Annotated in this window: 28 protein-coding genes and 1 other RNA gene; 13 read left to right on the top strand and 16 right to left on the bottom strand. The window is 67.5% G+C overall.

Annotated features, from left to right (window positions below):
* Positions 1-308: 308 nt before the first annotated feature.
* Positions 309-3,005 (top strand): Rne/Rng family ribonuclease, encoded by a 2,697-nt coding sequence (locus V7Q39_RS08050; RefSeq protein ID WP_333816045.1) that lies wholly within the window; start codon positions 309-311, stop codon positions 3,003-3,005.
* A 51-nt stretch (positions 3,006-3,056) separates the two neighbouring features.
* Here the strand turns inward: V7Q39_RS08050 and V7Q39_RS08045 are convergent, their stop codons facing one another.
* Complete coding sequence (locus V7Q39_RS08045; RefSeq protein ID WP_333816044.1) at positions 3,057-3,299, bottom strand: sulfurtransferase TusA family protein; 243 nt, start codon at positions 3,297-3,299, stop codon at positions 3,057-3,059.
* Between the two features lie 113 nt (positions 3,300-3,412).
* Between V7Q39_RS08045 and V7Q39_RS08040 the strand changes: the two genes are divergently transcribed.
* Genes V7Q39_RS08040 through V7Q39_RS08030 form a run of 3 tightly spaced genes read left to right on the top strand, consistent with a single transcriptional unit; the run spans position 3,413 to position 6,789 of the window.
* Positions 3,413-4,168 (top strand): cytochrome c biogenesis CcdA family protein, encoded by a 756-nt coding sequence (locus tag V7Q39_RS08040; RefSeq protein ID WP_333816043.1) that lies wholly within the window; start codon positions 3,413-3,415, stop codon positions 4,166-4,168.
* A 51-nt stretch (positions 4,169-4,219) separates the two neighbouring features.
* Positions 4,220-5,449: a hypothetical protein gene (locus V7Q39_RS08035; RefSeq protein WP_443082500.1), complete on the top strand. Its 1,230-nt coding sequence runs from the start codon at positions 4,220-4,222 to the stop codon at positions 5,447-5,449.
* Positions 5,446-6,789, top strand: a complete 1,344-nt coding sequence (locus tag V7Q39_RS08030) for a cytochrome P450 (RefSeq protein ID WP_333816041.1) — start codon at positions 5,446-5,448, stop codon at positions 6,787-6,789. Before V7Q39_RS08035 ends, V7Q39_RS08030 begins: the two co-directional genes overlap by 4 nt.
* A gap of 17 nt (positions 6,790-6,806) precedes the next feature.
* Here V7Q39_RS08030 and purS read toward each other — a convergent pair whose 3' ends face one another.
* Together purS and V7Q39_RS08020 are read right to left on the bottom strand one after the other, a co-directional pair.
* Positions 6,807-7,046 carry a phosphoribosylformylglycinamidine synthase subunit PurS gene (gene purS, locus V7Q39_RS08025; RefSeq protein WP_333816039.1) on the bottom strand — a complete coding sequence of 80 codons (240 nt, stop codon included), beginning with the start codon at positions 7,044-7,046 and terminating at the stop codon, positions 6,807-6,809.
* 64 nt (positions 7,047-7,110) lie between these two features.
* Positions 7,111-7,863, bottom strand: a complete 753-nt coding sequence (locus tag V7Q39_RS08020) for a phosphoribosylaminoimidazolesuccinocarboxamide synthase (protein WP_333816038.1) — start codon at positions 7,861-7,863, stop codon at positions 7,111-7,113.
* Positions 7,864-8,040: 177 nt separating this feature from the next.
* Here V7Q39_RS08020 and V7Q39_RS08015 point away from each other — a divergent pair, with 177 nt between their 5' ends.
* The 3 genes from V7Q39_RS08015 to V7Q39_RS08005 all read left to right on the top strand — a co-directional run bounded on the left by V7Q39_RS08015 (position 8,041) and on the right by V7Q39_RS08005 (position 9,969).
* Positions 8,041-8,355, top strand: a complete 315-nt coding sequence (locus V7Q39_RS08015; RefSeq protein WP_333816037.1) for a DUF1476 domain-containing protein — start codon at positions 8,041-8,043, stop codon at positions 8,353-8,355.
* A gap of 238 nt (positions 8,356-8,593) precedes the next feature.
* On the top strand, positions 8,594-9,607 hold the full coding sequence (gene bmt, locus V7Q39_RS08010; protein WP_333816036.1) for a betaine--homocysteine S-methyltransferase: 1,014 nt from the start codon (positions 8,594-8,596) through the stop codon (positions 9,605-9,607).
* The gene (locus V7Q39_RS08005) at positions 9,607-9,969 is read left to right on the top strand and encodes a DUF4260 domain-containing protein (RefSeq protein ID WP_333816035.1); all 363 of its coding nucleotides are present in this window, start codon (positions 9,607-9,609) and stop codon (positions 9,967-9,969) included. The genes bmt and V7Q39_RS08005 overlap by 1 nt, the downstream gene beginning before the upstream one ends.
* Before the next feature lie 22 nt (positions 9,970-9,991).
* Here the strand turns inward: V7Q39_RS08005 and V7Q39_RS08000 are convergent, their stop codons facing one another.
* Entirely contained in the window at positions 9,992-11,077 is a 1,086-nt protein-coding gene (locus V7Q39_RS08000) for a PA0069 family radical SAM protein (RefSeq protein WP_333816034.1), read from the bottom strand.
* 155 nt (positions 11,078-11,232) lie between these two features.
* Here V7Q39_RS08000 and V7Q39_RS07995 point away from each other — a divergent pair, with 155 nt between their 5' ends.
* The 3 genes from V7Q39_RS07995 to V7Q39_RS07985 all read left to right on the top strand — a co-directional run bounded on the left by V7Q39_RS07995 (position 11,233) and on the right by V7Q39_RS07985 (position 12,806).
* Positions 11,233-11,931: a corrinoid protein gene (locus tag V7Q39_RS07995; protein WP_333816033.1), complete on the top strand. Its 699-nt coding sequence runs from the start codon at positions 11,233-11,235 to the stop codon at positions 11,929-11,931.
* Between the two features lie 75 nt (positions 11,932-12,006).
* A complete protein-coding gene (locus V7Q39_RS07990) occupies positions 12,007-12,165 on the top strand; it encodes a hypothetical protein (protein ID WP_333816032.1) in 159 nt (52 codons plus the stop codon).
* An 8-nt stretch (positions 12,166-12,173) separates the two neighbouring features.
* Positions 12,174-12,806: a DUF1638 domain-containing protein gene (locus tag V7Q39_RS07985; RefSeq protein WP_333816031.1), complete on the top strand. Its 633-nt coding sequence runs from the start codon at positions 12,174-12,176 to the stop codon at positions 12,804-12,806.
* On the opposite strand, the gene V7Q39_RS07980 is transcribed toward V7Q39_RS07985, so the two are convergent.
* From V7Q39_RS07980 to fumC, 5 genes are all read right to left on the bottom strand, one after another.
* Positions 12,803-13,840 carry a zinc-binding dehydrogenase gene (locus tag V7Q39_RS07980; RefSeq protein WP_333816030.1) on the bottom strand — a complete coding sequence of 346 codons (1,038 nt, stop codon included), beginning with the start codon at positions 13,838-13,840 and terminating at the stop codon, positions 12,803-12,805. The two genes, V7Q39_RS07985 and V7Q39_RS07980, sit on opposite strands and share 4 nt — an antisense overlap.
* Complete coding sequence (locus tag V7Q39_RS07975; protein ID WP_333816029.1) at positions 13,840-14,058, bottom strand: ribbon-helix-helix domain-containing protein; 219 nt, start codon at positions 14,056-14,058, stop codon at positions 13,840-13,842. Before V7Q39_RS07975 ends, V7Q39_RS07980 begins: the two co-directional genes overlap by 1 nt.
* A gap of 102 nt (positions 14,059-14,160) precedes the next feature.
* Positions 14,161-14,391 carry an N-(5'-phosphoribosyl)anthranilate isomerase gene (locus V7Q39_RS07970; protein ID WP_333816028.1) on the bottom strand — a complete coding sequence of 77 codons (231 nt, stop codon included), beginning with the start codon at positions 14,389-14,391 and terminating at the stop codon, positions 14,161-14,163.
* Positions 14,392-14,439: 48 nt separating this feature from the next.
* The gene (locus tag V7Q39_RS07965) at positions 14,440-14,619 is read right to left on the bottom strand and encodes a DUF4169 family protein (protein WP_333816027.1); all 180 of its coding nucleotides are present in this window, start codon (positions 14,617-14,619) and stop codon (positions 14,440-14,442) included.
* Complete coding sequence (gene fumC / locus V7Q39_RS07960; protein ID WP_333816026.1) at positions 14,619-16,013, bottom strand: class II fumarate hydratase; 1,395 nt, start codon at positions 16,011-16,013, stop codon at positions 14,619-14,621. Before fumC ends, V7Q39_RS07965 begins: the two co-directional genes overlap by 1 nt.
* A 187-nt stretch (positions 16,014-16,200) precedes the next feature.
* On the opposite strand from fumC, the gene V7Q39_RS07955 reads away from it, so the two are divergent.
* Positions 16,201-16,782, top strand: coding sequence for a DoxX family protein (locus V7Q39_RS07955; protein WP_333816025.1), 582 nt, complete (start codon positions 16,201-16,203; stop codon positions 16,780-16,782).
* A gap of 16 nt (positions 16,783-16,798) precedes the next feature.
* Here V7Q39_RS07955 and V7Q39_RS07950 read toward each other — a convergent pair whose 3' ends face one another.
* The 7 genes from V7Q39_RS07950 to V7Q39_RS07920 all read right to left on the bottom strand — a co-directional run bounded on the left by V7Q39_RS07950 (position 16,799) and on the right by V7Q39_RS07920 (position 23,292).
* The gene (locus V7Q39_RS07950; protein WP_333816023.1) at positions 16,799-17,350 is read right to left on the bottom strand and encodes a class I SAM-dependent methyltransferase; all 552 of its coding nucleotides are present in this window, start codon (positions 17,348-17,350) and stop codon (positions 16,799-16,801) included.
* Positions 17,350-17,808, bottom strand: coding sequence for an SspB family protein (locus tag V7Q39_RS07945; protein WP_333816021.1), 459 nt, complete (start codon positions 17,806-17,808; stop codon positions 17,350-17,352). The genes V7Q39_RS07950 and V7Q39_RS07945 overlap by 1 nt, the downstream gene beginning before the upstream one ends.
* Positions 17,809-17,892: 84 nt before the next feature.
* On the bottom strand, positions 17,893-19,155 hold the full coding sequence (chrA, locus tag V7Q39_RS07940) for a chromate efflux transporter (protein ID WP_333816020.1): 1,263 nt from the start codon (positions 19,153-19,155) through the stop codon (positions 17,893-17,895).
* A 76-nt stretch (positions 19,156-19,231) separates the two neighbouring features.
* Complete coding sequence (locus tag V7Q39_RS07935; protein WP_333816019.1) at positions 19,232-19,882, bottom strand: DUF1194 domain-containing protein; 651 nt, start codon at positions 19,880-19,882, stop codon at positions 19,232-19,234.
* Between the two features lie 105 nt (positions 19,883-19,987).
* Positions 19,988-20,343: a transfer-messenger RNA gene (gene ssrA, locus V7Q39_RS07930) on the bottom strand.
* Positions 20,344-20,440: 97 nt separating this feature from the next.
* Positions 20,441-22,018: a cation:proton antiporter family protein gene (locus V7Q39_RS07925; protein WP_333816018.1), complete on the bottom strand. Its 1,578-nt coding sequence runs from the start codon at positions 22,016-22,018 to the stop codon at positions 20,441-20,443.
* A gap of 227 nt (positions 22,019-22,245) precedes the next feature.
* Positions 22,246-23,292, bottom strand: coding sequence for an ABC transporter substrate-binding protein (locus V7Q39_RS07920; protein ID WP_333816017.1), 1,047 nt, complete (start codon positions 23,290-23,292; stop codon positions 22,246-22,248).
* Between the two features lie 396 nt (positions 23,293-23,688).
* Between V7Q39_RS07920 and V7Q39_RS07915 the strand changes: the two genes are divergently transcribed.
* Both V7Q39_RS07915 and V7Q39_RS07910 read left to right on the top strand, forming a co-directional pair.
* Complete coding sequence (locus V7Q39_RS07915) at positions 23,689-24,915, top strand: aminotransferase class V-fold PLP-dependent enzyme (protein WP_333816016.1); 1,227 nt, start codon at positions 23,689-23,691, stop codon at positions 24,913-24,915.
* A 182-nt stretch (positions 24,916-25,097) separates the two neighbouring features.
* Positions 25,098-25,951, top strand: an 854-nt coding sequence (locus V7Q39_RS07910; RefSeq protein WP_333816015.1) for a deoxyribodipyrimidine photo-lyase, incomplete at its 3' end; no start/stop codon positions are given.

The following is a 25,951-nucleotide window of genomic DNA, read 5'->3' as shown; positions in this document are numbered from 1 at the left end:
ATTCTCTCCTTTGCTGCCGGGCGCGCGAAAACGTGTCCCTTTGAAGGAGCCGGATCGGTCGCAAGACCGTGCACATTGCCTGCAAGTCTTTGGATTTGTTGGCTTTCAGAGGTGAGGGGCCGTCCGGCCCTTCAATTTGTAACCGCGATGAGGCTTCAGAGCACCTTGCGTATCGGACCGGTCGGCCCTTCGGGTCGCAGGCCGTCGCACCTGCCCGCAGCCCGCGCCCAGACAAGCCGCCCCGTTCGTTTCGTTTCCCCGTCTGGTCCGCCAGGCGACCCGTTGCGCCCGGGGCGCAGTGGACAAACATGTCAAAGAAAATGCTTATCGACGCCACCCATTCCGAGGAAACCCGGGTGGTCGTGGTCGACGGAAACAAGGTCGAAGAATTCGACTTCGAGACCGTAAACAAGCGCCAGCTGGCCGGAAACATCTATCTGGCCAAGGTGACGCGGGTCGAACCCTCGCTTCAGGCGGCCTTCGTGGAATATGGCGGCAACCGCCATGGCTTCCTGGCCTTCGCCGAAATCCACCCGGACTATTACCAGATCCCGGTCGCCGACCGTAAGGCGCTGATCGAGGAAGAGCGGGCGATGGCCCGCGCCGAGGAAGAGGAAGAGAACCGCCGTTCGCGCCGCCGCCCGCCGCGCCCCGCCGCGAAGGCCGAGCAGGTGAAAGTGGAGGATGCCGTCCTCGAGGGGCCGTCCGGGATGGATGTGGTCGACCTCGGCGAGGACGAGGGGACGGATGGCCCGCTGGTGCAGGCGGCCTCGGCGGCCGAGCCGCAGGATGAGGCGGGTCCTGAGCATGACCATGCCCATGATCACGCCGATGACCATGACCACCACAACGAACAGATCGAGCATGAGGCGGGCGGTCGCTACCGTGCGGTGGATCATGCCAGCGAGACTGACGAAGAGATCGAATCCATCGCCGAAGAGGACGTGGCCGAGGAAATCGCCCAGCCGCGCCGCCCGCGGGCCCGGCGTTACAAGATCCAGGAAGTGGTCAAGGTCCGGCAGATCATGCTGGTCCAGGTGGTCAAGGAAGAGCGCGGCAACAAGGGCGCGGCGCTGACCACCTATCTGAGCCTCGCGGGCCGCTATTGCGTGCTGATGCCGAACACCGCGCGCGGCGGTGGGATTTCCCGCAAGATCACCAATGCGGTGGACCGCAAGAAGCTGAAAGAGATCGCGGGTGAGCTGGAAGTGCCGGAAGGCGCGGGCCTGATCGTGCGCACGGCGGGGGCCAAGCGCACCAAGCCCGAGATCAAGCGCGACTACGAATATCTGATGCGGCTCTGGGAGCAGATCCGCGAGCTGACGCTGAAGTCTATCGCTCCGGCGAAGATCTATGAGGAAGGCGACCTGATCAAGCGGTCGATCCGCGATTTGTACAGCCGCGAGATCGAGGAGGTGCTGGTCGAGGGCGAGGGCGGCTACCGCACCGCCAAGGACTTCATGCGGATGATCATGCCGAGCCATGCCAAGCAGGTGGTGCGCTATCAGGATCAGACGCCGCTTTTCGCCCGCTATCAGGTCGAGGGCTATCTGTCGGGCATGTTCAACCCGGTGGTGCAGCTGAAATCCGGTGGCTACATCGTGATCGGCGTGACCGAGGCGCTGGTGGCGATCGACGTGAACTCCGGCCGGGCGACGAAGGAAGGCTCCATCGAGGAGACCGCGCTGAAGACCAACGTCGAGGCGGCGGAAGAGATCGCCCGCCAGCTGCGGCTGCGCGACCTTGCGGGCCTGATCGTCATCGACTTCATCGACATGGAAGAGCGGCGCAACAACGCCACGGTCGAGAAGCGGCTGAAGGACAAGCTGAAGACGGATCGCGCGCGGATCCAGGTCGGTCGGATTTCCGGGTTCGGCCTGCTGGAGATGAGCCGCCAGCGGCTGCGGCCGGGGATGCTGGAATCGACGACGCAGGCCTGCCCGCATTGCCATGGCACCGGGTTGATCCGGTCGGATGATTCGATGGCGCTGACGGTGCTGCGGGCGCTGGAGGAAGAGGGCACGCGGAAGCGGTCGCGCGAGGTGCTGCTGAAGGCGCCGGTCGGGATCGTCAACTATCTCTTCAACGCGAAGCGCGAGCATGTGGCGCTGATCGAGGCGCGCTACGGGATGTCGGTGCGGATCGAGGCGGACCCGATGATGGTGTCGCCCGACTATGCCATCGAGAAGTTCAAGACCGCTTTGCGCGCGGTGCCGGAGACGCCGGTGGTCTCGGGCCATGCCGGGCTGATGGGGGCGCCGGTCGAGGAGGAGGAAGACGAGGATATCGTCGACGACCTGATCGAGGAAGAAGTCGAGGAGGTGTCGGAAGCGTCCGAAGCGGCGGCTCCTGCGGGGGGCGACGGAGATGGCCAGCCGGGGCGGAAGAAGCGCCGGCGTCGGCGTCGGCGGCGCGGCGGGCCGCGTGACGATGCTGCGCCGGGGACCGAGGCCGGTGCTGACGAGGATGGCGAAGACGGCGAGGAGGAGCCGGGCGAGGCTGTGGAGGGCGTGACGGAGGCGGTCGAGACCGTGGTCGTCGCGGAGGAAGCGCCTGCGGCGAAGCCGAAGCGGGTCCGCAAGCCGAGGGGCGCGAAGGCCGAGGCGGCGGCTGAGGCTGCTCCGGTGGTCGAGGCGGTTGCCGAGGTCGTGGCCGAGCCGGTCGCAGAGGCCGTTGCGGAGGCGAAACCTGCGCCGAAGAAGCGGGCGAGCCGGGCGAAGGCGGCTGCGCCTGTGGCTGAAGGTGTCGCCGAAGCGGCGCCGGAGGCTGCGGCGGAGCCGGTGGCCAAGCCTGCGCGGACGCGCGGGTCGCGGGCGAAGGCTGCGGCGGTGACGGAAGCGGTTGTCGAGGCCGCGCCCGAGGCCCCGGTGCTGGCGCCCGATCCGGGGATGGCTCCGGTTGCCGAAACGGTGGTCGCCGATCCGGCGGAAGCTGTTGCCGCGGACCCGGCGGTGGATGAGCCCGCGAAGCCCAAGCGCAAGGGCTGGTGGTCGCTGGGGCGCTGAGGCCTCGTCCTCAAGGGATAGGGGGGCGGCCGGGACACCGGTCGCCCCGTTTCATTCCGGGGCGGGACCGCGGCGGATGAGATGCAGCGTCACCGCGCCCTCGGTTTCCGAGCCGAGGTAGTCATGCCCGGCCCCGGCGCAGAAATGCGGCAGGTCGACCAGCGCCATCGCATCGGTCGCCCGAACGCAGACCACGGTGCCGGGGGCGAGCGCCAGCAGACGCTTGCGCGCGCGAAGCACGGGGAGGGGGCAGAGGAGCCCCTCGCAGTCGATCTCGATATCCCAGGCGGCCATGCGGCGGTGTGTAGCGGGGCGGGGCGGGTGCGGCAAGGTTGCAGCGCTGCCACGGGGATGTGACGCGCTGTCCTCGTGACGCCGCGGGGGAAAGCCGCTATCTGGGGCGAAGCATGTTCGGAATCGAGATCATCGACGCTGCCCTTCTGCCCGCGATGCTGGTCGCGCTGGTGGCGGGGGTGCTGTCCTTCCTGTCGCCCTGCGTCCTGCCCATCGTGCCGCCCTACCTTGCCTATATGGGCGGGATTTCGATGGGCGAAATGAAGGGCGGCGTGGCGCGGCACCGGGTGATCCTGCCCGCGCTTTTCTTCGTGCTGGGCCTGTCGACGATCTTCCTGCTTCTCGGCTTCGCCGCCTCGGCCTTCGGGGGCTTCGTGCTGGCGAACCAGTTGCTGCTGGCGCGGATTTCCGGTGCGGTGATCATCATCTTCGGGCTGCACTTCCTGGGCGTCTTCACCATCCCGCTGTTGCAGCGCGAGATGCGGGTGGATGCGGGGGACCGGGGCGGGTCGGCCTTCGGGGCCTATGTGCTGGGCCTCGCCTTCGCCTTCGGCTGGACGCCCTGCATCGGGCCGCAACTGGGTGCGATCCTGTCGCTGGCGATGCAGGAGGGCAGCACGGCGCGCGGGACGCTGCTTCTGGGCATCTATGCGCTGGGCCTGGGGCTACCCTTTTTGATCGCTGCGATTTTCATCGAGAAATCAATGCATCTGATGGGCAAGCTCAAGCGGCACATGAAGCTGATCGAGCGGCTGATGGGCGGGCTTCTGCTTCTGGTCGGGCTGATGCTGGTCACGGGAATCTTCACCGATTTCAGCTACTGGATGCTGGAGACCTACGACTTCCTGGGCGTGCCGGTTCCGGGCTGAGACTTCCCTCTTTGCCAGCAGCGGTTAAGCTGTGGCGGTCAGAGTGGCGGGATGGGCGTGGGGTCTGCAAAAGATATCGGGCAAGGGGCGGGCGTCTTCCGGCGCCATGTGCTGTATATCCCCGGCTATGACCCTTTCCCGCCCCGGCGCTACCGCGAGCTTTACCGGACGGAAGGGGCGGCGCAGGCCGCAATCTCGGGCTATCGGCTGGCGATCCAGCCCCGCGCGGGAGAGACCTATGGCTGGCGTGTCGCGGCAGAGATCGACGGGCGGGCGGTGGAGGCCGAGGTCGAGGTGCTGGTCTGGTCGGATCTTGTGAAGGGCTCGATGGGACGGGGAATCGCCGGAACCTATGCGCAGCTGGCGCGGACGGCCTGGCTGTATCTGCGCTCGGGCGCGTTGAAGCGGCTGATCCGGCTGCGCAAGGGGCCGATGATCGCGGCGCTGTATCCGGCGGTGCTGCTGGTCGTGCAGGGGCTGGTGGCGCTGGCGGCGGGCGGGTTGGTCCTCTGGCTGACGCGGGCTTTGCCCTGGGGGCTGGGATGGCTGCTGGCGCTGGCGTCGGGCTGGGCGGTGCTGGAGGGATTCCGGCGCATCGACCACCGGCTGTTCGTCTATTACCTGATGCATGACTATGCCTTCACCACGGTCGAAGGGGGCGCTTATCCGGCGGTGCTGGAGGCGCGGCTGGCGGCCTTTCGCGCGCGGGTGCGGGCAGCCTTGGCGTCGGGAGTGGACGAGGTGCTGGTCGTCGGCCATTCCTCGGGCGTGCATCTGGGGGTCTCGGTGCTGGCCGACCTGATCCGCGAGGGGGTGCCGGGGGGGCCGGCGCTGGGGTTCCTGAGCCTGGGGCAGGCGGTGCCGATGGTGTCTTACCTGCCGGGGGCGGCGCGGCTGCGGGGCGATCTGGCGTATCTCTCGACGCGGGAGGAGCTGACCTGGGTCGATGTGACCGCGCCGGGGGATGGGTGCAGCTTCGCACTGTGCGATCCGGTGGCGGTCAGCGGGGTGGCGCCGGAGGGGCAGCGCTGGCCCTTGATCCTGTCGGCGGCCTTCACGCAGACCTTGAGCCCTGAGACGTGGCGGGCGTTGAGGCGGCGGTATTTCCGGCTGCATTTCCAGTATCTCTGCGCCTTCGACAACCTGAGCGGCGGGCCGGGCGACTATGATTATTTCCGCATCACGGCGGGGCCTTTGACATTGGCGGACAGGTTCCGGGGGCGGAAGCCTTCGGCCAGCCGGATCACCACGCCGCTGTCGCCGTTCCGGGACATGGCATGAGCGCGGTGTTGCCCCCGAAGCCGGAGCCGCGGGCCGACAAGGTCTCGCTCTGGGGGCATCTGCGGGCCTTCCGGCGGGACATCCTGTCGGCGCAACCGGCGCGGCTGTACCGGGCCTGGATGGCGGAGTTCCGCACGCCCTTCTTCGAGAGCTACCTGTGCAACGACCCGGCGCTGGTGCGGCGCGTGCTGGACGAGCGGCCGGCGGATTTCCCGAAATCGGACCGGGTGACGGAGGGGCTGCGGCCTTTGCTCGGCCGGTCGGTGTTCGTGACCAATGGCGAGGAGTGGCTGCGCCAGCGCCGGATCATCGACCCGGCCTTCGAGGGCGGGCGGCTGAAGGAGGCCTTCCCGGCGATCTGGGCGGCCAGTGCGGCGGCCGTCGCGCGGATGGAACCGGGCGAGATGGAGGTGGAACTGGCGGCCAGCCATGCGGCGGCGGATGTGATCTTCCGCACTTTGTTCTCGATTCCCATCGAGGATCAGGTGGCGCAGGCGGTGTTCCATGAGTTCCGCGCCTATCAGCGCTCGGCCCCGATCCTGAATCTCGGGGCCTTCCTGCCTTTGCCGCGCTGGGTGCCCCGGCTGCACCGGCGGGCGACGCGGCGGTCGGCGAGGGCGATCCGGCGGCTGATCGAGGGGCTGACGGCAGAGCGGGCGGCGGCGATTGCGTCTGGTGTGGCTCCCGCCGATCTGGCGACGAAGATCATGACGACGCCTGACCCGGTGACGGGAACGCCCTTCGGCGCGGCAGAGATGGTCGACCAGGTGGCGATCTTCTTCCTGGCCGGGCACGAGACCAGCGCCTCGGTTTTGGGTTGGGCTTTGTATCTGCTGGCGACGCATCCCGAGGCGCAGGAAAGGGTGGCGGCGGAGGCGGCGGCTCTACGGCCGGAGTTCGGGGTGATGGGGTCGCTGCGGTATACGCGCGATGTGTTCCGCGAGGCGCTGCGGCTGTATCCCCCGGTGCCGATGCTGGTGCGCGAGGCCGCGGGGCCGGAAGAGTTCCGGGGCAGGGCGGTGAAGCGGGGGGCGCAGGTGGTGATCAGCCCCTGGCACCTGCACCGGCATGAGCGGCTGTGGGAGAGGCCGGATGAATTCGACCCGGACCGCTGGGCGGGCGAGGTGCCGCAGGGGGGATATCTGCCGTTCTCACGCGGGGCGCGGGTTTGCCCGGGGGCGGGGTTCGCGATGCTGGAGGGCACGCTGATGCTGGCGCATCTGCTGCGGGCGTTCCGGTTCGAGGCGGTGGAGAGCCGGGTGCCGGTGCCGGTGGCGCATCTGACGGTGCGGGCGAAGGACGGGATATGGCTGCGGGTGACGCCGCGGAGCGGTGCGTGAAATCACGCACCGCCCGGTCAGGCCAGCTCGACCCGGTAGCTTTCGATGACGGTGTTGGCGAGGAGCTTTTCGCACATCGCCTTGACATCCGCCTCGGCCTTCGCGCGGTCGGTCTCGTCCAGGTCCAGCTCGATCACCTTGCCCTGCCGCACGCCGCTGACGCCCTGAAAGCCCAGCGAGCCGAGCGCGTGGCGCACCGCCTCGCCCTGCGGATCGAGGACGCCGGACTTCAGCATGACGGTGACGCGGGCTTTCATCGGGGCCTCCGGGATGGGTCTGCCCGTCCTTAGCGAAGGGCCGGGCGGGGGGCAAGGGCGCGCCTCAGTTGATCAGCGTCGGCTTCGTCGTGTGGGTGACGTTCGAGGGCAGGACGCCCAGGCGCCGGGCCAGTTCGGTGTAGACATCGGCCATCGGCTGCGGGTCGGGAATGGTGCCGTCGGGGCGTTCGGGTTGGCGCATGTCCCAGAGGCGGCAGCTGTCGGGGCTGATCTCGTCGGCGACGATCAGGCGCATGAAGTCGCCCTCCCAGATCCGGCCGACCTCGATGCGGAAATCGGCGAGGCGGATGCCCACGCCCATCATCACGCCGGACAGGAAGTCGTTGACCCGCAGGGACAGCGCCACGATGTCGTCGAGGTCCTGCTGGCTGGCCCAGTTGAAGGCGACGATGTGCTCTTCGGCCACGAGCGGCAGCTGCAGCTTGTCGTCCTTGAAGTAGTATTCGACGATCGGGCGGGGCAGTTGCGTACCCTCGGGTATGCCCAGCCGCGCCGACAGCGGCCCGGCGGCGAAGTTGCGCACGACGACTTCGAGCGGGATGATCTCGGCCATCCGCACCAGCTGCTCGCGCATGTTGATGCGGCGGATGAAATGGGTGGGCACACCGATCTGGTTCAGGCCCGCCATGAAGAATTCCGACAGCCGGTTGTTCAGCACGCCCTTGCCCTCGCGCACGGCGGGGGCGGCGACGCTGGGGGCGTTGTCGTCCTTGAAATACTGGATCAGCGTGCCGGGCTCGGGGCCTTCGTACAGGATCTTGGCCTTGCCTTCGTAGACCTTCTTGCGCCGTGCCATGGTTCACTCGATCAGGGGGGCGGCGATGGGCTTCCGCCTTCAAACCGCTTTCCTTGGCCTATAGTCCAAGGGGGCCACACCCGCAAGGCGCGAGCGCGCCCGGCGCGGCCAAGGGGGCTTGCGGTGGGGGGGCCGGAGAGGCATATGGGAGGAAACGCCAGCACTCCGGGGGAGCCCATGACCACGTTCGACGACCGCGAGAATGCCTTCGAGGCCAAGTTCGCCCATGACAGCGAGATGCAGTTCCGGGCCGAGGCGCGGCGCAACAAGCTGGTTGGCCTTTGGGCAGCCGGTCTGCTGGGCAAGGCCGACGATGCGGCGGCGGCCTATGCGATGGAAGTGGTCAGCGCCGATTTCGAGGAAGCGGGCGACGAGGATGTCGTGCGCAAGGTGGTGGCCGACCTCGCGGGCAAGGCCAGCGCCGACGAGGTGCGCGCGAAGATGAAGGAACTGATGCCGGTCGCCAAGGCACAGCTTCTGACGGAAAACTGAGCGCCGATCCGGCCGGTCGAGAATGAAGCGCGCGGTCCCGGTGGGGCCGCGTTTTTCTTTGTGCCTCGTCGCGGCTGGCGCCCCCGCCGAGCGGGTGGGTGATCCGGCGCCGGGTCCTGCGCGCCTTGCCCGTCGGCGAAGATGAGCCGGACCACAACACGAGTTGCGGAATATGAATTTGCCTCTCGATGCAACCCATGGCAGACGAGGAGGACAGGCGGCCTGAAGGAACCCGACGATGACCGATGCACTGACCCGTATGCTCGACGCGCGCGACTGGCTGATGGCCGATGGGGCGACGGGGACCAACCTGTTCAACATGGGGCTGTCGTCGGGCGAACCGCCCGAGTTCTGGAACATCGAGAAGCCCGAGAACATCCGCAAGCTTTACGGCGATGCGGTGGCGGCGGGGTCTGACCTGTTCCTGACCAACACCTTCGGCGGCAACGCGGCGCGGCTGAAGCTGCACAATGCGCAGGGCCGGGTGGCCGAGCTGAACCGGGTCGGCGCGGCGCTGGGGCGCGAGATCGCCGACAAGGCGGGGCGTCCGGTGGTCGTCGCGGGCTCGATGGGGCCGACGGGCGAGATTTTCGAGCCGATGGGCAGCCTGACCCATGCGCTGGCGGTGGAGATGTTCCATGAGCAGGCCGAGGCGCTGAAGGAAGGCGGCGCGGATGTCCTTTGGGTCGAGACGATCTCGGCGCCCGAGGAATACCGTGCGGCGGCGGATGCGGCGCTGCGCGCGGACATGCCCTGGTGCGGCACGATGAGCTTCGACACGGCGGGGCGGACGATGATGGGCACGACCTCGGCGGCGATGGCCGAAATGGTGGAACGCCTGGTCAACCCGCCCATCGCCTTCGGGGCGAACTGCGGGGTGGGCGCGTCCGATCTGATGCGCACGGTGCTGGGCTTCGCCGCGACCGGGACCGAGCGCCCGATCATCGCCAAGGGCAATGCCGGCATCCCGAAGTATCACGACGGGCATATCCACTATGACGGGACGCCCGAGCTGATGGCGGAATATGCGGTGCTGGCGCGGGATGCAGGGGTCAGGATCATCGGCGGCTGCTGCGGCACGATGCCGGAACACCTGCGCGCGATGCGGGTGGCGCTGGAGAGCCGGCCCAAGGGCAACCGGCCCGCGCTGGACACGATCCAGGCGAAGCTTGGCGGCTTCTCCTCGGCCTCGGACGGAACGGGCGACGATGCAGGCGCCGGACGGCGGGAGCGTCGCGGCCGGAGGGGCTGATGGCGGGCGCCGTCCTCTGGCAGCGGAGCGAGGGGGCGCTGGTCTTTCTGGCCGGGCTGGTGGTGACGGCGACCACGGGAGCCGACTGGTGGGTTGCCCTGCCGGTCTTCTTTGCGCCGGACCTGTCCTTCCTTGCCTATCTCGCCGGGCCAAGGGTCGGGGCTGCGGTCTACAACGCCGTGCATATCTACGGCTTCGGCGCTGGAGTTCTGGCAATCGGGATGGTTTCGGGTCTGCCCTGGCTTGTCGCGCTCGGCGCGCTTTGGCTGGCCCATTCCGGATTTGACCGGATGCTGGGCTATGGGCTGAAGCTGGACTCGGGATTCCAGGACACCCATCTGGGCCGCATCGGCCGCGGCTGAGCGCCGCCCGCAGGTCAGCCGGTCAGAACAGGGCCAGCTGGTCGCCTGCCGTTGGCGGCGGCTGGAAGAGGTCGGTCCGCAGGGCGGGCAATCCCTCGCCCAGTCCAAGCCGCTTGCGGGCGAGGTGGGCGCGGCGGCGGATCAGCTCGGCCCAAGGGCCCTCGCCGCGCATCCGCTTGCCCCATTCGGAGTCGTAGTCGCGCCCGCCGTGCAGTTCGCGCACCCGGCCCATGACGCGCGCGGCGCGGTCGGGGAAAGTGGCGGCCAGCCAGTCGCGGAACAGCGGCGCAACCTCCAGCGGCAGGCGCAGGGGGATGGTGTTCGCGGCCCGGGCGCCCGCGTCGCGGCCTGCCTCCATCACCGCCTCCAGCTCATGGTCGGTCAGCGCCGGGATCAGCGGCGAGACCTGGATGCGGACCGGCACCCCGGCCTGCGACAGGCGCCGGATCATCTGCAGCCGCCGCTGCGGGGCCGGGGCACGGGGCTCCATCTTGCGGGCGATGGTTTCGTCCAGCGTCGTCACCGAGATCGACACCGACGCCAGCCCCTCTGCCGCCATCGCGGCGATCAGGTCGATGTCGCGTTCGATCGTGGTGCCGCGGGTGGTGATCCAGACCGGGTGGCGGAAGGCCTGCAGCACCTGCAGCACCTCGCGCATGATCCCATGCGCGCGCTCGACCGGCTGGTAGGGGTCGGTGTTGGTGCCGATGGCAACGGGCGCGACGCTGTAGGCCGGGCGGCGCAGCTCTTTGTCCAGGACCCCGGCTATGCCGGGGCGGGCGATCAGCCGCGTCTCGAAATCGAGGCCGGGGGAGAGGTTCAGGAAGGCATGGGTGGGGCGGGCGTAGCAGTAGATGCAGCCATGTTCGCAGCCGCGGTAGGGGTTGATCGAGCGGTCGAAGGGCAGGTCGGGCGAGCGGTTGTAGGTCAGCGCCGAGCGGGGGCGTTCCAGCCGGACCTCGGTCGCGACCAGGCGGTCTTCCTCGGGCAGGTCCCAGCCGTCGTCGAAAGCCTCGCGCCCGGTGGCCTCGAACCGCCCGGCGCGATTGCTGTCGACCCCCCGCGCACGGAGGCGCTGGCCGGGCAGGATGCCTGTCTTGTCGGTCATCGCGAAAGACTAGAACAAAACAAGAACATTTGCCAGCGCTTTCCGCCGGGCAATGGCTACCTGTCGGCTTTCATGCCGTGGATGTCGCTTGCCGCCTAGTGGCGAGGGTGGTTTCGGATCATCACCATGTCAGACCCACCGCTTGGAGCGCAGCCATGGCCGACGAAGACGATATCATCCTGTCCGAGCTGTCGGATGACGAGCTTGTGCTGCAGATGCACGACGACCTTTACGACGGTCTGAAGGAAGAGATCGAAGAGGGCGTCGAGATCCTGCTGGAGCGCGGCTGGACCCCCTATGACGTGCTGACCAAGGCGCTGGTCGCCGGGATGACCATCGTCGGCGCCGACTTCCGCGACGGCATCCTGTTCGTGCCCGAGGTTCTTCTGGCCGCCAACGCGATGAAGGCGGGCATGGCGATCCTGAAGCCGCTGCTGGCCGAAACCGGCGCGCCGCGCATGGGCAAGATGGTGATCGGCACGGTCAAGGGCGACATCCACGACATCGGCAAGAACCTTGTCGCGATGATGATGGAAGGTGCCGGCTTCGAGGTGAAGGACCTCGGGATCAACAACTCGGTCGAAAAGTACCTTGAGGCGCTGGAGGCCGAACAGCCCGACATCTTGGGCATGTCGGCCCTGCTGACGACCACGATGCCCTATATGAAGGTCGTGATCGACACGATGAAGGAAAAGGGTCTGCGCGAGGATTATATCGTCCTGGTCGGCGGCGCCCCCCTGAACGAGGAATTCGGCAAGGCCATTGGCGCCGACGCCTATTGCCGCGATGCGGCCGTGGCGGTGGAGACGGCGAAGCAGTTCGTCGCCCGCAAGCACAACCAGATGGGCGGCTGACCCACGCCCAAGTGAGTCGGGGGGGCTTGAATGAAGCGCCCCCGAAGCGCAGATTGAAGGTCAGGGAGACGTGACATGCCCTTGACACACTTTCTTGGATTGATCGCCCTGGTGATCGTGACCGCAGGCCTGACGATCTGGCTTGCCCTCTGGACCGGGGTTCCCTTCGCGGCTCTGGCCTTCGCGGCGCTCTCTGCCAGCGTGATCCTGACCTGGACCCGCGTCAGCCGGTAAGGCGGACCATGGACGACGTCACCCTTTCCGAGACCGGTCTGCAGCCTGCCCATGCGGGCCGCATCCTGCTCATCGCCTGCGGGGCCCTGGCGCATGAGATCCTCGCCCTGAAGGCGGCGAATGGCTGGACGCATATGGACCTGCAATGCCTGCCGGCGAAACTGCATCTCTGGCCCGAGAAGATCATCCCGGCGGTCGAAGAGGCGGTGGCGAAGGCGCGGGGCGAGTATCAGACGGTCTTCGTCGTCTATGCCGATTGCGGGACGGGGGGGCAGCTCAAGGCCGCCTGCGACAGGCTGGGCGTCGAGATGGTCGAGGGACCGCATTGCTATTCCTTCTTCGAGGGCAATGCGAAGTTCGCCGCTGTGGCGGATGACGAGTTCACCGCCTTCTACCTGACCGATTTCCTGGTCCGCCAGTTCGATGCCTTCGTCTGGAAGCCGATGGGACTCGACCGGCACCCGGAGCTGCGGGACATGTATTTCGGCAATTACACCAAGCTGGTCTATCAGGCGCAGCTGGACGATCCGGCGCTGGACGCCAAGGCGCAGGACTGTGCCCGACGGCTGGGGTTGGCCTATGAGCGGCGGCTGACCGGCTATGGCGATCTGGCGGTGACGCTGGGCCGCGTCGCCGGTTAAGCGGCGAAATCGGTGATCACCGCGACGCCGGGGGCGGTGGGGCCGTCGAAGGCGCGCAATTCCTCGGTCGCCTGCGACAGGGCCACGCTGCGGGCGACGATGGGGCTGACGTCGATCCGGCCGGTCTCGATCAGGCTGAGGAGCGTCGGGTAGCGCCAGGCGGGCATTCCCCGGGTGCCGAAGACCGACAGTTGCCGCATGTAGAGCGTGTTCATGTCGATCTGCATTTGCGCGGTATGGCCGACGGGCAGGCCGACCTGCACATGGCGACCGAGCGGGCGAAGGCAGCGGAGGGATGCGTTTGCGGTGGGCTCGATCCCCAGCGCCTCGACGCTGACATGCGCGCCGCCGTTGGTGAGGTCGACGATCCGGGCGGCCACGTCGCCCTCGCGGGCGTCGAAAGCGGCTTCGGCGCCGAGGGAAAGGGCGTGGGCCAGCTTTTCGGGCACCACATCGACCACGACGACGCGCGCGCCGAGCGCCTTGCCGATGAGGAGGCAGGAAAGCCCGATGCCGCCGGTGCCATGGACGGCGAGCCATTCCCCGGCTTGCAGCGCGGCGCGCCCGGTGAGGGCGTGGAACGCGGTGGTGACGCGACAGCCGAGGCCTGCGGCCAGCGCGGGCGACAGGCTTTCCGGCAGGCGGGTCAGGTTATGGGCATGGGGGACCGAGACATATTCGGCATAGGCGCCGCGATCCCCGAAGCCCGGCACCCGCTGGCTGCGGCAGGTGGTGGTCTGGCCCGACCGGCATTCCGGGCAATCGCCGCAGGCGAGGATGAAGGGGGCGATGACCCGGTCGCCGGGTTTCCATCTGGCGAGGGGGCCAGCCTCGACCACCTCGCCGCAGTATTCGTGGCCCGGGATGTCGCCGGGTTTGACCTTCGGATGCTCGCCGACCCAGCCGTGCCAGTCGCTGCGGCAGATGCCGCAGGCGAGGGTTTTCAGCACCACCCCATCGGGTTCGCAGGCCGGATCGGGCACGGTTTCCAGCGACAGGGGCTCACGGTAGGCACGAAGGACGGCGGCGCGCATCAGGGTCTCCGATAGTGGTTCAGGCAGAAGACCCGGATCGCCGAGGCGAGGCCTTCCTCTCCGCGACGTCCGGCGTCGATTTCGGCGGCCAGGGCATTGAGCGGCGTGGATTTCTCGGCGGCGATGGCGCGGAAAGCGTCCCAGAACTCCGGTTCGAGGGAGACGCTGGTGCGGTGGCCGTGCAGGGTGAGCGAATGCTTGGCGGGACGGGTGGTCATGGCGAGAGAATAGCCCGCGTGGTGTGGCGGAGCAAAATCCTTGGAAGGATTTTGGCAAATTTCTTCGAAGAAATTTGGAAGTTTCTTGGAAGAAACTTGGGTCTACACCACGATTTTCACGGGCTCTGCGTTGCAGAAAACGATGAAATGGCCACCGTTTTCTACGGCACGAAAGCCCCGGCGGGCGATTTCGCGGATGAAGCGGTCCCGCCCGACCAGACGTTCCACATCCGCAACCCGGCGCCGGACAATGCCGCCTTCGGCAGCGGTACGGGCCGAGAACATCTGCGTCACCCAGCGTTCGGGTGACATATGGTCTGTCATGGGCAGCATGGCGGCACCTCCTGCCCGCGATCCTCGCGCGCAACGGTTAACCGGCAGTTAATCCGTGTCCCGCAGGTGCCCGTCCAACTGCCGTATGGCCTTCTCGACCCGGGCCTTCTCCAGATCCCGCTCCGCCTTCGTCCGGCCATGCTTCGCGGCATTGGCGTCGGCCTCGGCGCGGGCGGCCTTGCGGGCCGCCTGCTTCTTCGCCTGCCGCAGGTTGACGATCTCGGCCATCAGCCTTTCGGGCCGACCATATCCTCGGGGCGGACGATGCGGTCGAAGGTCTCGCCATCCACGAAGCCGAGCGCGATGGCCTCTTCCCGCAGTGTCGTGCCGTTCTTGTGCGCGGTCTTCGCGACCTTGGTCGCGTTGTCGTAGCCGATGGTCGGCGCCAGCGCCGTCACCAGCATCAGGCTTTCCTGCATCAGCTTCCCGATCCGCGCCACGTTGGCCTGCGTTCCCACCACCATGTTGCCGGTGAAGCTTGCCGCCGCATCGCCCAGAAGCTGGATCGATTGCAGCACGTTGTAGGACATCATCGGGTTGTAGACGTTCAACTCGAAATGCCCTTGCGACCCGGCAAAGCCCACCGCCGCGTCATTGCCCATCACCTGGGCGCAGACCATGGTCAGCGCCTCGGCCTGGGTCGGGTTCACCTTGCCGGGCATGATCGAAGAGCCGGGCTCGTTCTCCGGCAGGATCAATTCGCCCAGGCCCGAGCGCGGGCCGGAACCCAGAAGCCGCAGGTCGTTGGCGATCTTGTAGAGTGCCGCCGCGACGGTCTTCAACGCGCCCGAGAACATCACCATCGCGTCATGCGCGGCCAGCGCCTCGAACTTGTTCGGGGCGGTGACGAAGGGCAGGCCGGTGATATTCGCGATTTCAGCCGCCACACGCTTGTCGAAGCCGATCCTGGTGTTGAGGCCGGTACCGACCGCGGTGCCGCCTTGCGCAAGCTCATAGATGTCCGGCAGGCACATCTTCACCCGCGCGATGCCCTTGTCGACCTGCGTCGCATAGCCGGAGAATTCCTGGCCCAGAGTCAGCGGCGTCGCGTCCTGGGTATGGGTGCGGCCGATCTTGATGATGTCCTTGAATTCACGCGACTTGGCCCACAAGGCCGCCGCCAGCTTCTCCAGCCCCGGAATCAGCACGTCGCGGGTGTGCATCCCGATCGCGACATGCATCGCGGTGGGGAAGGTGTCGTTCGAGGACTGGCCCATGTTCACATGGTCGTTCGGGTGCACCGGCTTCTTCGAGCCCTTCACGCCGCCCAGCATCTCGATCGCGCGGTTGCTGATCACCTCGTTCGCGTTCATGTTTGACTGGGTGCCCGAGCCGGTCTGCCAGACCACCAGCGGGAAGTTGTCGTCGAAGCGGCCCGCGATCACCTCGTCCGCAGCGGCGACGACGGCATTGCCCAGTTCGGCCGAAATATCGCCCTGCGCCATGTTGACCAGCGCGCAGGCTTTCTTGATCACCCCGAGCGCGCGGATGATCGGAACGGGCTGGCGTTCCCAGCCGATGGGGAAGTTGATGATCGACCGCTGCGTCTGCGCGCCCCAGTACTTGTCGGAGGGAACCTCCAGCGGGCCGAAGCTGTCGGTCTCGGTACGGGTCGCGGTCATGGATGCCTCCTGCAAGCGGTTGCCGCCCGTCTACCGCCGGGGGGCGGTGAAATCAATCGGCATACCGTCGCATACTGTGCGGATTGCCGCAGGTGGGAGCCGGGTTCTGCACCGGAAAGTTGTGCTACAACAATCCTGACGCGCAGCCCGCCCGCGCCTCGCGTCTGAAACCCGAAAGGAGATGCGAATGACCGACATGCCCGAAATGACCGCTTCGCCGCGCGAAAGGCTGGTCATGCCCTTCCTCGCACCGGTCTACCATAGCTTTGCCCAGCCGGTGGGCTGGCTGGTGTTGCGCGTGGTGGTCGGCGGCTATCTGATGGTCGAGGGCTGGCCCAAGATCACCGCGCCCATGGCAATGACCGGCTTCGTCGAGTCGCTGGGCTTCCATCCCGGCTGGGTCTTCTCGCCGCTGCTTGCGGTGCTGAACTTCATCGGCGGGGCGCTGATCGTGCTGGGGCTCTTCACCCGCCCGGTCGCGCTGGCCAATGCGGTGATGCTGATGGTGACATGGTGGTTCCACGTCAGCCATCCCTATGGCGAGGCCTTCCTGACCCCGGAAGGCATCGAGTTCCTGAAGGCCAACCTGCAATATCTGACGGCAGAGGGGCAGCAGCAGTTGCTGGCCGATGGCGGGCATGAATTCCTGGCGCTGGTGCAGATGAAGGCCGAGACCAACTCGCTGTTCTGGGCGGGGGCCACGGCGCTCTTCGCGGCCTATGGCGGGGCGCATTATTCGCTGGACCGGCTAATGCGGAAGGAGATCTGACGACCTTTCGCAGGCGTCAGGCCCGGCGGAAGCGGTAGACGGTGGCGGGGGGAAGATTGGCCCAGACCTTGTTGCCCTTGTTCACCGTAAGGCCAAGCGCAGCGATGGTTTCCGGCGGCAGCGGCGGGCGGGGGCCATAGGTGAACTGCACATAGCGCCCGCGCGGGGCGAGGATCGCGAAGGCCGCCGCGACGATGCCCTCGCGCACCTCGGGCGGCATCGACAGCAGCGGCAGGCCGGAGATCACCGTGCCGACATCGGGCGGGACCAGCCGCGCCGCCTCTTGCGCGGGGAGTTGATGCACGGTCACGCCGGGAAACTTGTGCCGCAGGTAGACAACGAATTCCTCGTCCAGTTCGAAGAGCGTCAGGTTCCCGGGCGGGACGCCGCGGGCCAGGATCGCCTCGGTGAAGCGCCCGGTGCCGGGGCCGAATTCCACCACCCGCCCGCTTTTCGGGCCGAGCCCCAGAGTCATGGCGCGGGCCAGGATGCGGGAGGAGGGTGCGATCGCCGACACCTGCCGCGGGTTCTTCAGCAGCCGGCGTCGGAAGAGGGCGAGGTCGCTCATCAGTGTTTGCGGAACTGGTCCAGCGAGACGATCTCGGCATCCTGGCGCGCGGGTTCGTCCTCGACCTCGACCTCGATATCCTCGTCGTCCTCGTCTTCGTCCTGTTCCTGCGTCTCGAAACGCAGGCCGAATTCGACCGACGGGTCGACGAAGGTGCGCAGCGCGTCGAAGGGGATCACCATCGGCTCGGGGTTGTTGCCGAAATTCAGCGTGATGGAGAAGCCTTCGTCGTCCACATGCAGGTTTTCGAACCAGTGCTGGATGACGACGGTCATCTCGGTCGGATAGCGTTCCTTGAGCCAGTCGGCGATCTGCACGTCGGGGTGCGTGGTGTCGAAGGTGATGAAGAAATGATGCGCGCCGGGCAGGCCATGTTCGGCGACTTCGGTCAGAACCGACTGGATCAACCCCCGCATCGCGCGGTGCATGAGATTGCCATAGTCGATACTGCGCGCCATGAGCCGTCCTTTCCGGTTGGGGTGCAGCATAGGGGATTCGGAGGCCAAGGGAAGGGGTGGATGCACCCGGTCGGCGCGGCTTCGTCAAAGAACCGCCGCTGCCGATGAGGCGAGTGCGGAGAGCATCAAAACAACCAAAAGCGGCAGGCACCGGACCAGAAGGCCCCATGCCGCGAAGGCTGCGATCATCAGGGGCAGGGGGCGCAGACTGCCGGGATCGGGCAGGGCCAGGCGCAGGGGACCGATGGCGATCTCGGGGACGCTGGCGAACAGGACGTGCAGGGCAAACCACAGCGAGAGGTTGGCGATCACCCCCACGACAGCGGCGGTGATGGCAGCCAGCGCGCCGGAAAGGCGGGGCATGTGGGTCAGGCGTTCGATGAAGGGGGCGCCCGCGAAGGCGAAGAGGAAGGCGGGCGCGAAGGTCATCCAGAGCGCAACGGCGGCTCCGGCAAGGCCGAGAGTCCAGCCGCCGGTCTGATGCGCGGCCATGAAGCCGACGAATTCGGTGACCAGAATCAGCGGGCCGGGCGTGGTTTCCGCCAGCCCCAGCCCGTCGATCATCTGCGGAAGCGTGAGCCAACCTTTCGCCTGCACCACGTCCTGCGTCATCCAGGCCAGCACGGCATAGGCGCCGCCGAAGGTGAGGATGGCGAGTTTCGAAAAGAAGAGGCCGATCTCGCCCAGGCGCGCAGGGGCGGACAGGATCAGAAGGCCCAGCGGCAGGAGCCAGACCGCCAGCCAGATGGTGGTGGCCTTCAGGACATGGACATGAGACAGAACGGCGGGCTCGGCTGGGGCCTCCGTTGTACCCGTGGGGGTGCGGAAGAAGCCCCAGAGGCCCGCCGCAAGAATGATGACGGGAAAGGGTAGTGTCAGTGCGAAGAGGCCGAGGAAGGCGAGGGTGGCGATGGCATAGGCCTCGCGCGATTTCAGGGCGCGCTTCGAGACCCGGATTAGCGCCTCGACCACGATGGCGATGACGGCGGCCTGGACTCCGGTGAAAAGGGCGGCGACGAGGGGCAGCTCACCGAAGGCCGCGTAGATGAGGGACAGAGCCAGGACGACCAGCGCGCCGGGAAGGACGAAGAGCCCCCCGGCGATCAGGCCGCCGATGCTTCCGTGCATGCGCCAGCCGATCCAGGTGGCCAGTTGCATCGCCTCCGGTCCGGGCAGGAGCATGCAGAACGAGAGCGCGCGCAAGTAGTCGGGTTCCGGGACCCAGCGCTTCTCGTCCAGAATGATCCGGTGCATCAGCGCGATCTGCGCCGCCGGGCCGCCGAAAGAGAGGCAGCCGATCCGGGCAAAGGTGAAGGTCAGGTCGGAAAGACCGGGATTGGGGGGCATGGGGGGAAGGGTGCCGCAGGTCTGGGCGAAGGAAGCGGAAGAGATATGGCGGCAGGTTGTGACGGGGACATGACGGTCAGCCGACGGGCTTCGCCAGTTCACGCAGGAGCTTCCGGCGCAGGGTTTCGGCATAGTCCTGCAGGCCCCGCGCGGTGACGGTGAAGCCGCCGGGGGTGATGATCCAGTTGCGGTAATAGGTGGTGATCGGGATGGCAGGGCCGGGCTCTTCGATGGCGATGGCGTTGATCGTGAGGCCGGCGGCGATGGCCTCGGCCCGGGCGCGGGCATCGGTGAAGCCCGCGTTTTCCTGCCCGTCGCCGGAGATGTCGATCACGCGGCGCGCGCAATCCGGGACGGCGGCGAACTGGGCGGTGGCGAAGCGGATCGCCTGGCCGACGGCGGTGTCCGAGCCCTGGAAGGCGCGGGGGATGGCGGCGGCGCGGGCGGCGAAGCGGGCGGTGTCGGGGTCGGAGAGCATCCGCTGCCATGGCAGGACCAGGGCCTGCTCCTCGACGCCCGACCACTGGACGACGGCCAGAGCGACCTGGCCCGCAACCAGCGCCTCGGCGACCTCGGGGTCCGACAGGGCGGCGGCGAGGCCTTCGACCTGGAGCCGGTAGTCGCCCGCGTCGATGGAGCCGGAGACGTCGATGGACAGAAGCAGCGCCGTCTCGCAGGCGCGGGCGGGCTGGATGGTCAGGCAGAGGAAGAGAGCCGCGCGGAGCATGGAGCAGGATGGGGCCGGGGGCGGAGTCTGGCAAGTGGCTCAGCGGTGACTGCGTCGCTCCTCGCAAGCGACGAGGAGACGATAGTCGAGAAGCCATGTAGGGAAGGTGCAGGTTTCTGTTGCCAGGTACCTGCGAACCCCGCCTTACGGTGCTACCCGCAAGGGCTTAGGTTTGGTATTGCGAGCCGCTTACGCGGCCAGCGCCACCGGAGCACGGTTGTCGTTGGCAACTGTGATCATGGACCGATAACGGTGGTACCTCACCGAGCGAAAGCTGGCCTCTTTGGTCGTTCGTCGATCCTATTTCGGCCCCATCTTCCCGCAACGAACGGGGGTATTGGTGGAGCCGCCGGGTACCGCCCCCGGGTCCGAGCCGATTATTACAGGTGCGTTTATCGCCATAGTCGGGGTTGCCCCCGACAGGGGTCAATATAGGGGGCGGGGGCGGGGGGCGCAAGGTGGGCTGCCCGCGCGCGGCGAGTTCTTGGGGGTCAGGGAAATCAAGGGCTTGGCCGCGGGCGTTCACGATCCGGAAAGGATGGCGACCGGTGTCGCCTGCTAGACCGCGATGAAGGCGGCGGGGCGGCGGTCGTGCTCGATCGCGCGCTCGGCCTGCTCGGCCAGACCGATCCCGGCCTGGTTCATCGTCTGGTAGATATGCGTCGCCCCGGCGGCCTTGAGGAGCAGCACATGCTCCTCATAAAGCGCATGCGCGATGATCGGGCCGGTGAAGCCCTTGGCCCGCAGGGCCCGCGCGGCGCTGATCTTGGCCGCGACGTTGTCCATCGCCAGGATCACGCCCTCGACGTTCGACATGCGCAGGCCGCGCCAGAAGCCCGCGTCCTCGACATCCGCCAAGAGCACGTTGCGGCCCGCCGCGGCATGGCCCGCGACGCGGTAGGTGTCGGCGTCGATCCCGGCGATACGGGCGAAATGGCCCGCCAACTCATCATAGGCGGCGGTCCCGGTGCGGCCCATGCCGAGGATCAGCACCTGTGCCGCGCCGAGGTCGGTCGGCAGTTCGTCGCGGTGAACGCGCCGGGTCTCGAATCTTTGCAGCCGGGGCTCGATCTTCTCGAAGATGCGGTCGGCCAGCCGGTCCAGCGGCGCGGCGAGCAGGAAGGACAGGCTGAGCGCAAGCGCCAGCGGCACCAGCCAGTCGGGCAGAACCCGGGCGGCGACGATCAGGCTGAATTCGCTGTAGACCGTCAGGTTCGCCGCGGTGAGGAAGGCGGTCCGTGCCCTGAGCCGGAAGAGGATCAGCAGAAGGAAGAAGAGCGCACCCTTCAGCGGCAGGATCAGGACCAGGGCGAGTGCGATCATCATGTCGCCGAGGCCGGGCAGGCCGGACATGCCGATCTGCAGGAAGAAGCCGACGAGGAAGATTTCCTTCAGGCCCCAGAGCGCGTCGGACAGCTCCTTCGCGCGGGGGTGGGTGGACAGGAGGAGGCCCATGATCAGCGCGCCCAGTTCGGCCGAAAGGCCCACCGCCTCGAATTCCGCCCCGCCGAGCACAAGAGCAAGCAGCATCCCGGCAAGGACGATCAGTTCGTCATGGCCCGCCACGTCCAGGAGCCGGTGCAGGACCGGGCGCACGAGGGGCAGGGTGGCAAGCACCGCCAGCGCCCAGGGCGAGGGAGCCTGCCCGCTGTAGAGCGCAAGGACTGCCAGCGCGATGATGTCCTGCACGACCAGGATGCCGATGGCGGTGCGACCGTAGAAGGCGCCGATGTCGCGCTTGGCTTCCAGCACCTTGGCGGAGAAGACCGTGGAGGAAAAGGAAAGGACCACGCCGAGGAGGAGCGCGGTCGGCCAGGCGAGGCCGAGGGCGACGACGAGGCCGAAGCCGAAGACGGCGGTGGTGATGCCCGAGTGGATCAGCGCGGTGCCGAAGACCTGGGGCTGGGCAAGTTGGCCAAGGCGAAGTTTCAGGCCGACGCTGAAGAGGAGGAGGAGAACACCGATGTGGGAGACATGGTCGAGGATTTCCGCCGTCTCTTCCGGCAGGCCAAGCCCCGGTGCGGCGGCATTGACCGCGAAACCGGCGGCCAGGAAGCCCACCAGGGGCGGCAGGCCGATCAGGCGGACTGCGAGGCCGAAGAAGAAGGCGAAGCTCAGGCAGATGATTTCAAACATGCGAATCGTGCATTCGGTGACGGTGGAAGCGAGGGAAGCTGTCCCCCGTAAGCGGGAATAGGAAACCGGTCAGATCAAATAATTGGCTGAAAGCGTCAAGAATATCGAAAGATCTGGGGGGATAGGACCAGTGGGTCGTATAGGCCCGGCCCGTTGCCCGAAAGGGTTTGCGCCATGGGAGGAGGCGGGTGCGTGCTGGGCACGCACCCTGGGCAGGAGCCGTCGCGTCAGAACCCCGATTTGATCGACTCGAATTCCTCGATCATCTTTTCGCGCAATTCGTTGGTGGGGGGCGATTGCACGAAGAGGGGGGTCGTCACCGGGTCGACATAGGCGGCCTTCAGCGCCTCGGCCGGGATTTCGGCCATGGCGGCATCGTTCGACAGCGAATAGCCGATCGCATCCAAGAGCGGCTGGGCCGAGGAATGGGCCAGCAGCGAGTTGATGAAGTCATAGGCCTTGTCTTCGCTTCCGGGGCCGTTCTTGATGTTGACGAAGCCGCAATACCAGGTCGAGGCGCCCTCGGCCGGGGCGCGGTTGAAGCCGACGGGGAACTTCTCGGCGGTCAGGATCGCGACCGGGTCGTTCCAGGACCAGGCGACCTGCACCTCGCCCGAGGCCATCAGCTGGCTGAGTTCGGACGGGTCGGACCAGTAGGCGCGGACGTTCGGATGCACCTTGCGCAGCCAGTCGGCGGCGGCCTGGAACTGTTCGTCGGTCACATTGTCCCAGGAGGTGACGCCGGTGGCCATGAAGGCGAGCGACCAGACGTCGTCGGTATTGTCGGGAAGTGCGATGCGGCCGGCATACTTGTCCGAGGCGAAGACCTGGATCGTGGCCACGTCCTCGGCCGGGACCGTCTCTGAGTTGTAGGCGATGGCGGTATAGGCATAGTCCGTCGGCACGAACCAGACGCCCTGGTCATCGGTGAAGGGCTTGGTCAGCCGTTCGGGAATATTGGTGAATTCCGGGATCTTCGAGACATCCCAGGGCTCGATCAGGCCCGCGTCCCTGTAGCGCGGCACGGCAGCGGCGCAGGGGTGGACGACGTCGGCCTTGAAGCCGGAGGATACTTTCTGGAAGGCCTCGTCATCGTCGGCGAAGAAGACGTAGCTGGGCTTCTGGCCATATTTGTCGACATAGGGTTGCAGCATCCCGTCGATTTCCCAGCCTGCCCAGTCGAGCACGGTGAGGTCGGGGTCGGCGGCATGGGCAGCGACGGAGAGCGCCAGCACCGAGGCGGCGCTGAGCGGGAAAAGGGAGATGCGGGTCATGAGTGCTCCTCTGCGTGACATGCGGCGGGCAAGTCGGCCCCCGCGTGCTCTTTTGTGATCGGTCGAAGGCGCGGCCCGTTTGGCGCGTCCATGGCAGAAAGGTGGTCGGGTCGGACAGAAAGGACAAGGGGAAAGTTCGGGACTGCGCGGCGGATGCGGAAGAAAGCGGCGGAACTTCTCCGGCCTGGCGCGGCGGGGATGGATCGGGCAGATGGAGGACGGGGTTGCGGCTGCGGGGCCGGGCGGCTAGCCTTGCGGGCGATGCCGGGGCGATCCCGGCACTGGCCCGGGGGGAGACATCCCCGGGTCTGGCTGGAAGACCTGCCGCGGACCGGGAACCTCCCGCCTGTCGCGTGCGGGGGTCCGGCAACCGCGGCCCCAACATGGAGCCGTCAGGTGGCGCTTGATCTCGACTTCGTCCGTTCGCAATTCCCGGCCTTTGCCTCGCCGGTGCTGTCGTCCCACGCGTTCTTCGAGAATGCCGGGGGCAGCTACCCCTGCATGCAGGTGGTGGACCGGCTGACCCGGTTCTACCGCGACCGCAAGGTGCAGCCCTATGGGCCTTATCCGGGAGCGCAGGCCGGGGGCGCCGAGATGGACGAGGCGCGGACCCGGCTGGCGGCGATGATGGGGGTCGCACGCGAGGAGGTGTCCTTCGGGCCGTCGACGTCGGCGAATACCTATGTGCTGGCGCAGGCGGTGCGGAAGTGGCTGGCAGGCGGCAAGGGCGCGGTGGTGGTGACGAACCAGGACCACGAGGCGAATTCGGGCGTCTGGCGGCGGCTGGCCGAGGAGGGGATCGAGGTCCGGGAGTGGAAGCTGAACCCGGAGACGGGGTCGCTGGAGCCGGAGTCGCTGGGGGCGTTGCTGGCGGACGGGAGGGTGAAGCTGGTCTGCTTTCCGCATTGTTCGAACGTCATCGCCGAGATCAACGACGTGGCGGCGATCTGCGCGCTGGCGAAGGCTGCGGGGGCGCGGACGGTGGTGGATGGGGTGAGCTATGCGCCGCACGGCTTCCCCGACATTCCGGCGCTGGGCTGCGATGTGTACCTGTTCTCGGCCTACAAGACCTTCGGGCCGCATCAGGGGATCATGGTGATCCGCGAGGGTTTCGGGATGGAGCTGCCGGGGCAGGGGCATTTCTTCAACCATGGGGTCCTGTACAAGCGGCACACCCCGGCGGGGCCGGATCATGCGCAGGTGGCGGCCTGTGCGGGGATGGCGGATTACATTGATGCGCTGGCGGCGCGGCATGGGGTGACGGGCGATCCGGCGGCGCGGAACCGGGGGGTGCATGACCTGATGCGGGCGCAGGAAGGGACGGTGATCCAGCCTTTGCTCGACTATCTGGGGCAGCGGAACGATGTGCGGCTGCTGGGCCCCCGGGACGCGGCGCGGCGGGCGCCGACGGTGGCGGTGGAACTGGACCGCGTGGCCGAGCCGGTGTCGGAGGAGTTGGGGCGCGACGGGATCGCCTGCTGGGCGGGGGATTTCTATGCGGTGCGGCCGCTGGAGGCCCTGGGGATCGACCGCGAGAAGGGTGTGCTGCGGATGTCGGCGGTGCATTACACCTCGGCCGAGGACGTCGGCCGGTTGATCGCGGCGCTGGACCGGGTGCTTTGAGGTCAGCTTAAAGGAGCGCGGGCGCGCAAGCCTTTGCGTTTGTCCCTTGCGCGGAGAGTGCGCAAGGGACGGCGTCGGGAGTGTTCCACCCCCAAACCCCCGAGAGCATTTGGAAAAGAGCAAAGCCTTTCTGATCCGGTTGCCTGTGCCGGGCGTAAGCTCTGCGTGGGAAGGACCGGGGCATGAGTGACAGACCTTTGATCCTGTGGTTTCGCCGCGACCTGCGGCTGGGGGATCAGCCGATGCTGGCTGCGGCTGTGGCCGATGGGCGGGCGGTGCTGCCGGTCTTCGTGCTGGACGCGGAAGCCGAGGCTTTGGGCGCGGCGGCGAGGTGGCGGCTGGGGTTGGCGGTCGACGCCTTTGCCCGGGCGCTGGAGGGACTGGGCGTCCGTCTGCTGCTGCGGCGCGGGTCGGCGCTGGAGGTATTTCGCAAGCTGATCGCGGAGACCGGTGCCAGGGGGGTCTGGTGGTCGCGGCTCTATGATCCGGCGAGGGTGGCGCGGGACACTTCGGTCAAGGCGGCGCTGAAGGCGGCGGGGGTCGAGGCGCGGAGTTTCGCGGGGCATCTTCTGCACGAACCCTGGGCGGTGGAGACCGGGCAGGGCGGGTTCTACCGGGTGTTCACGCCCTATTGGAAGGCGATGCGGGGGATGCCGGTGGCGGCTCCGGCAGCGGCTCCCAAGCGGTTGCGGGGGGTGGAGCACTGGCCTGCGGGCGACCGGCTGGAGGACTGGCGGCTGGGCGCGGCGATGAACCGGGGGGCGGAGGTCGTGGCCCGCTACCAGACGGTGGGCGAGGCGGCGGCGCGGGAACGGCTGGGGGCATTCCTTGCCGGGCCGGTCGACCGTTATGCCGAGATGCGGGATTTTCCGGGAACTGCGGGCACCTCGGGCCTGTCGGAGAACCTGACCTATGGCGAGATCGGCATCCGCGAGGTCTGGCATGCAGGGTTGCGGGCGCGGGACGAGGGGCGGGCGGGGGCCGAGAGTTTCCTGCGGGAACTGGCCTGGCGCGAGTTCAGCTATCACCTGCTGCA

This window comes from Tabrizicola sp. (assembly GCF_036781545.1).
GTDB lineage: Bacteria > Pseudomonadota > Alphaproteobacteria > Rhodobacterales > Rhodobacteraceae > Tabrizicola.
Note: the sequence above shows the minus strand (reverse complement) of the source record. Positions and strands in the feature narration are given on the sequence as shown.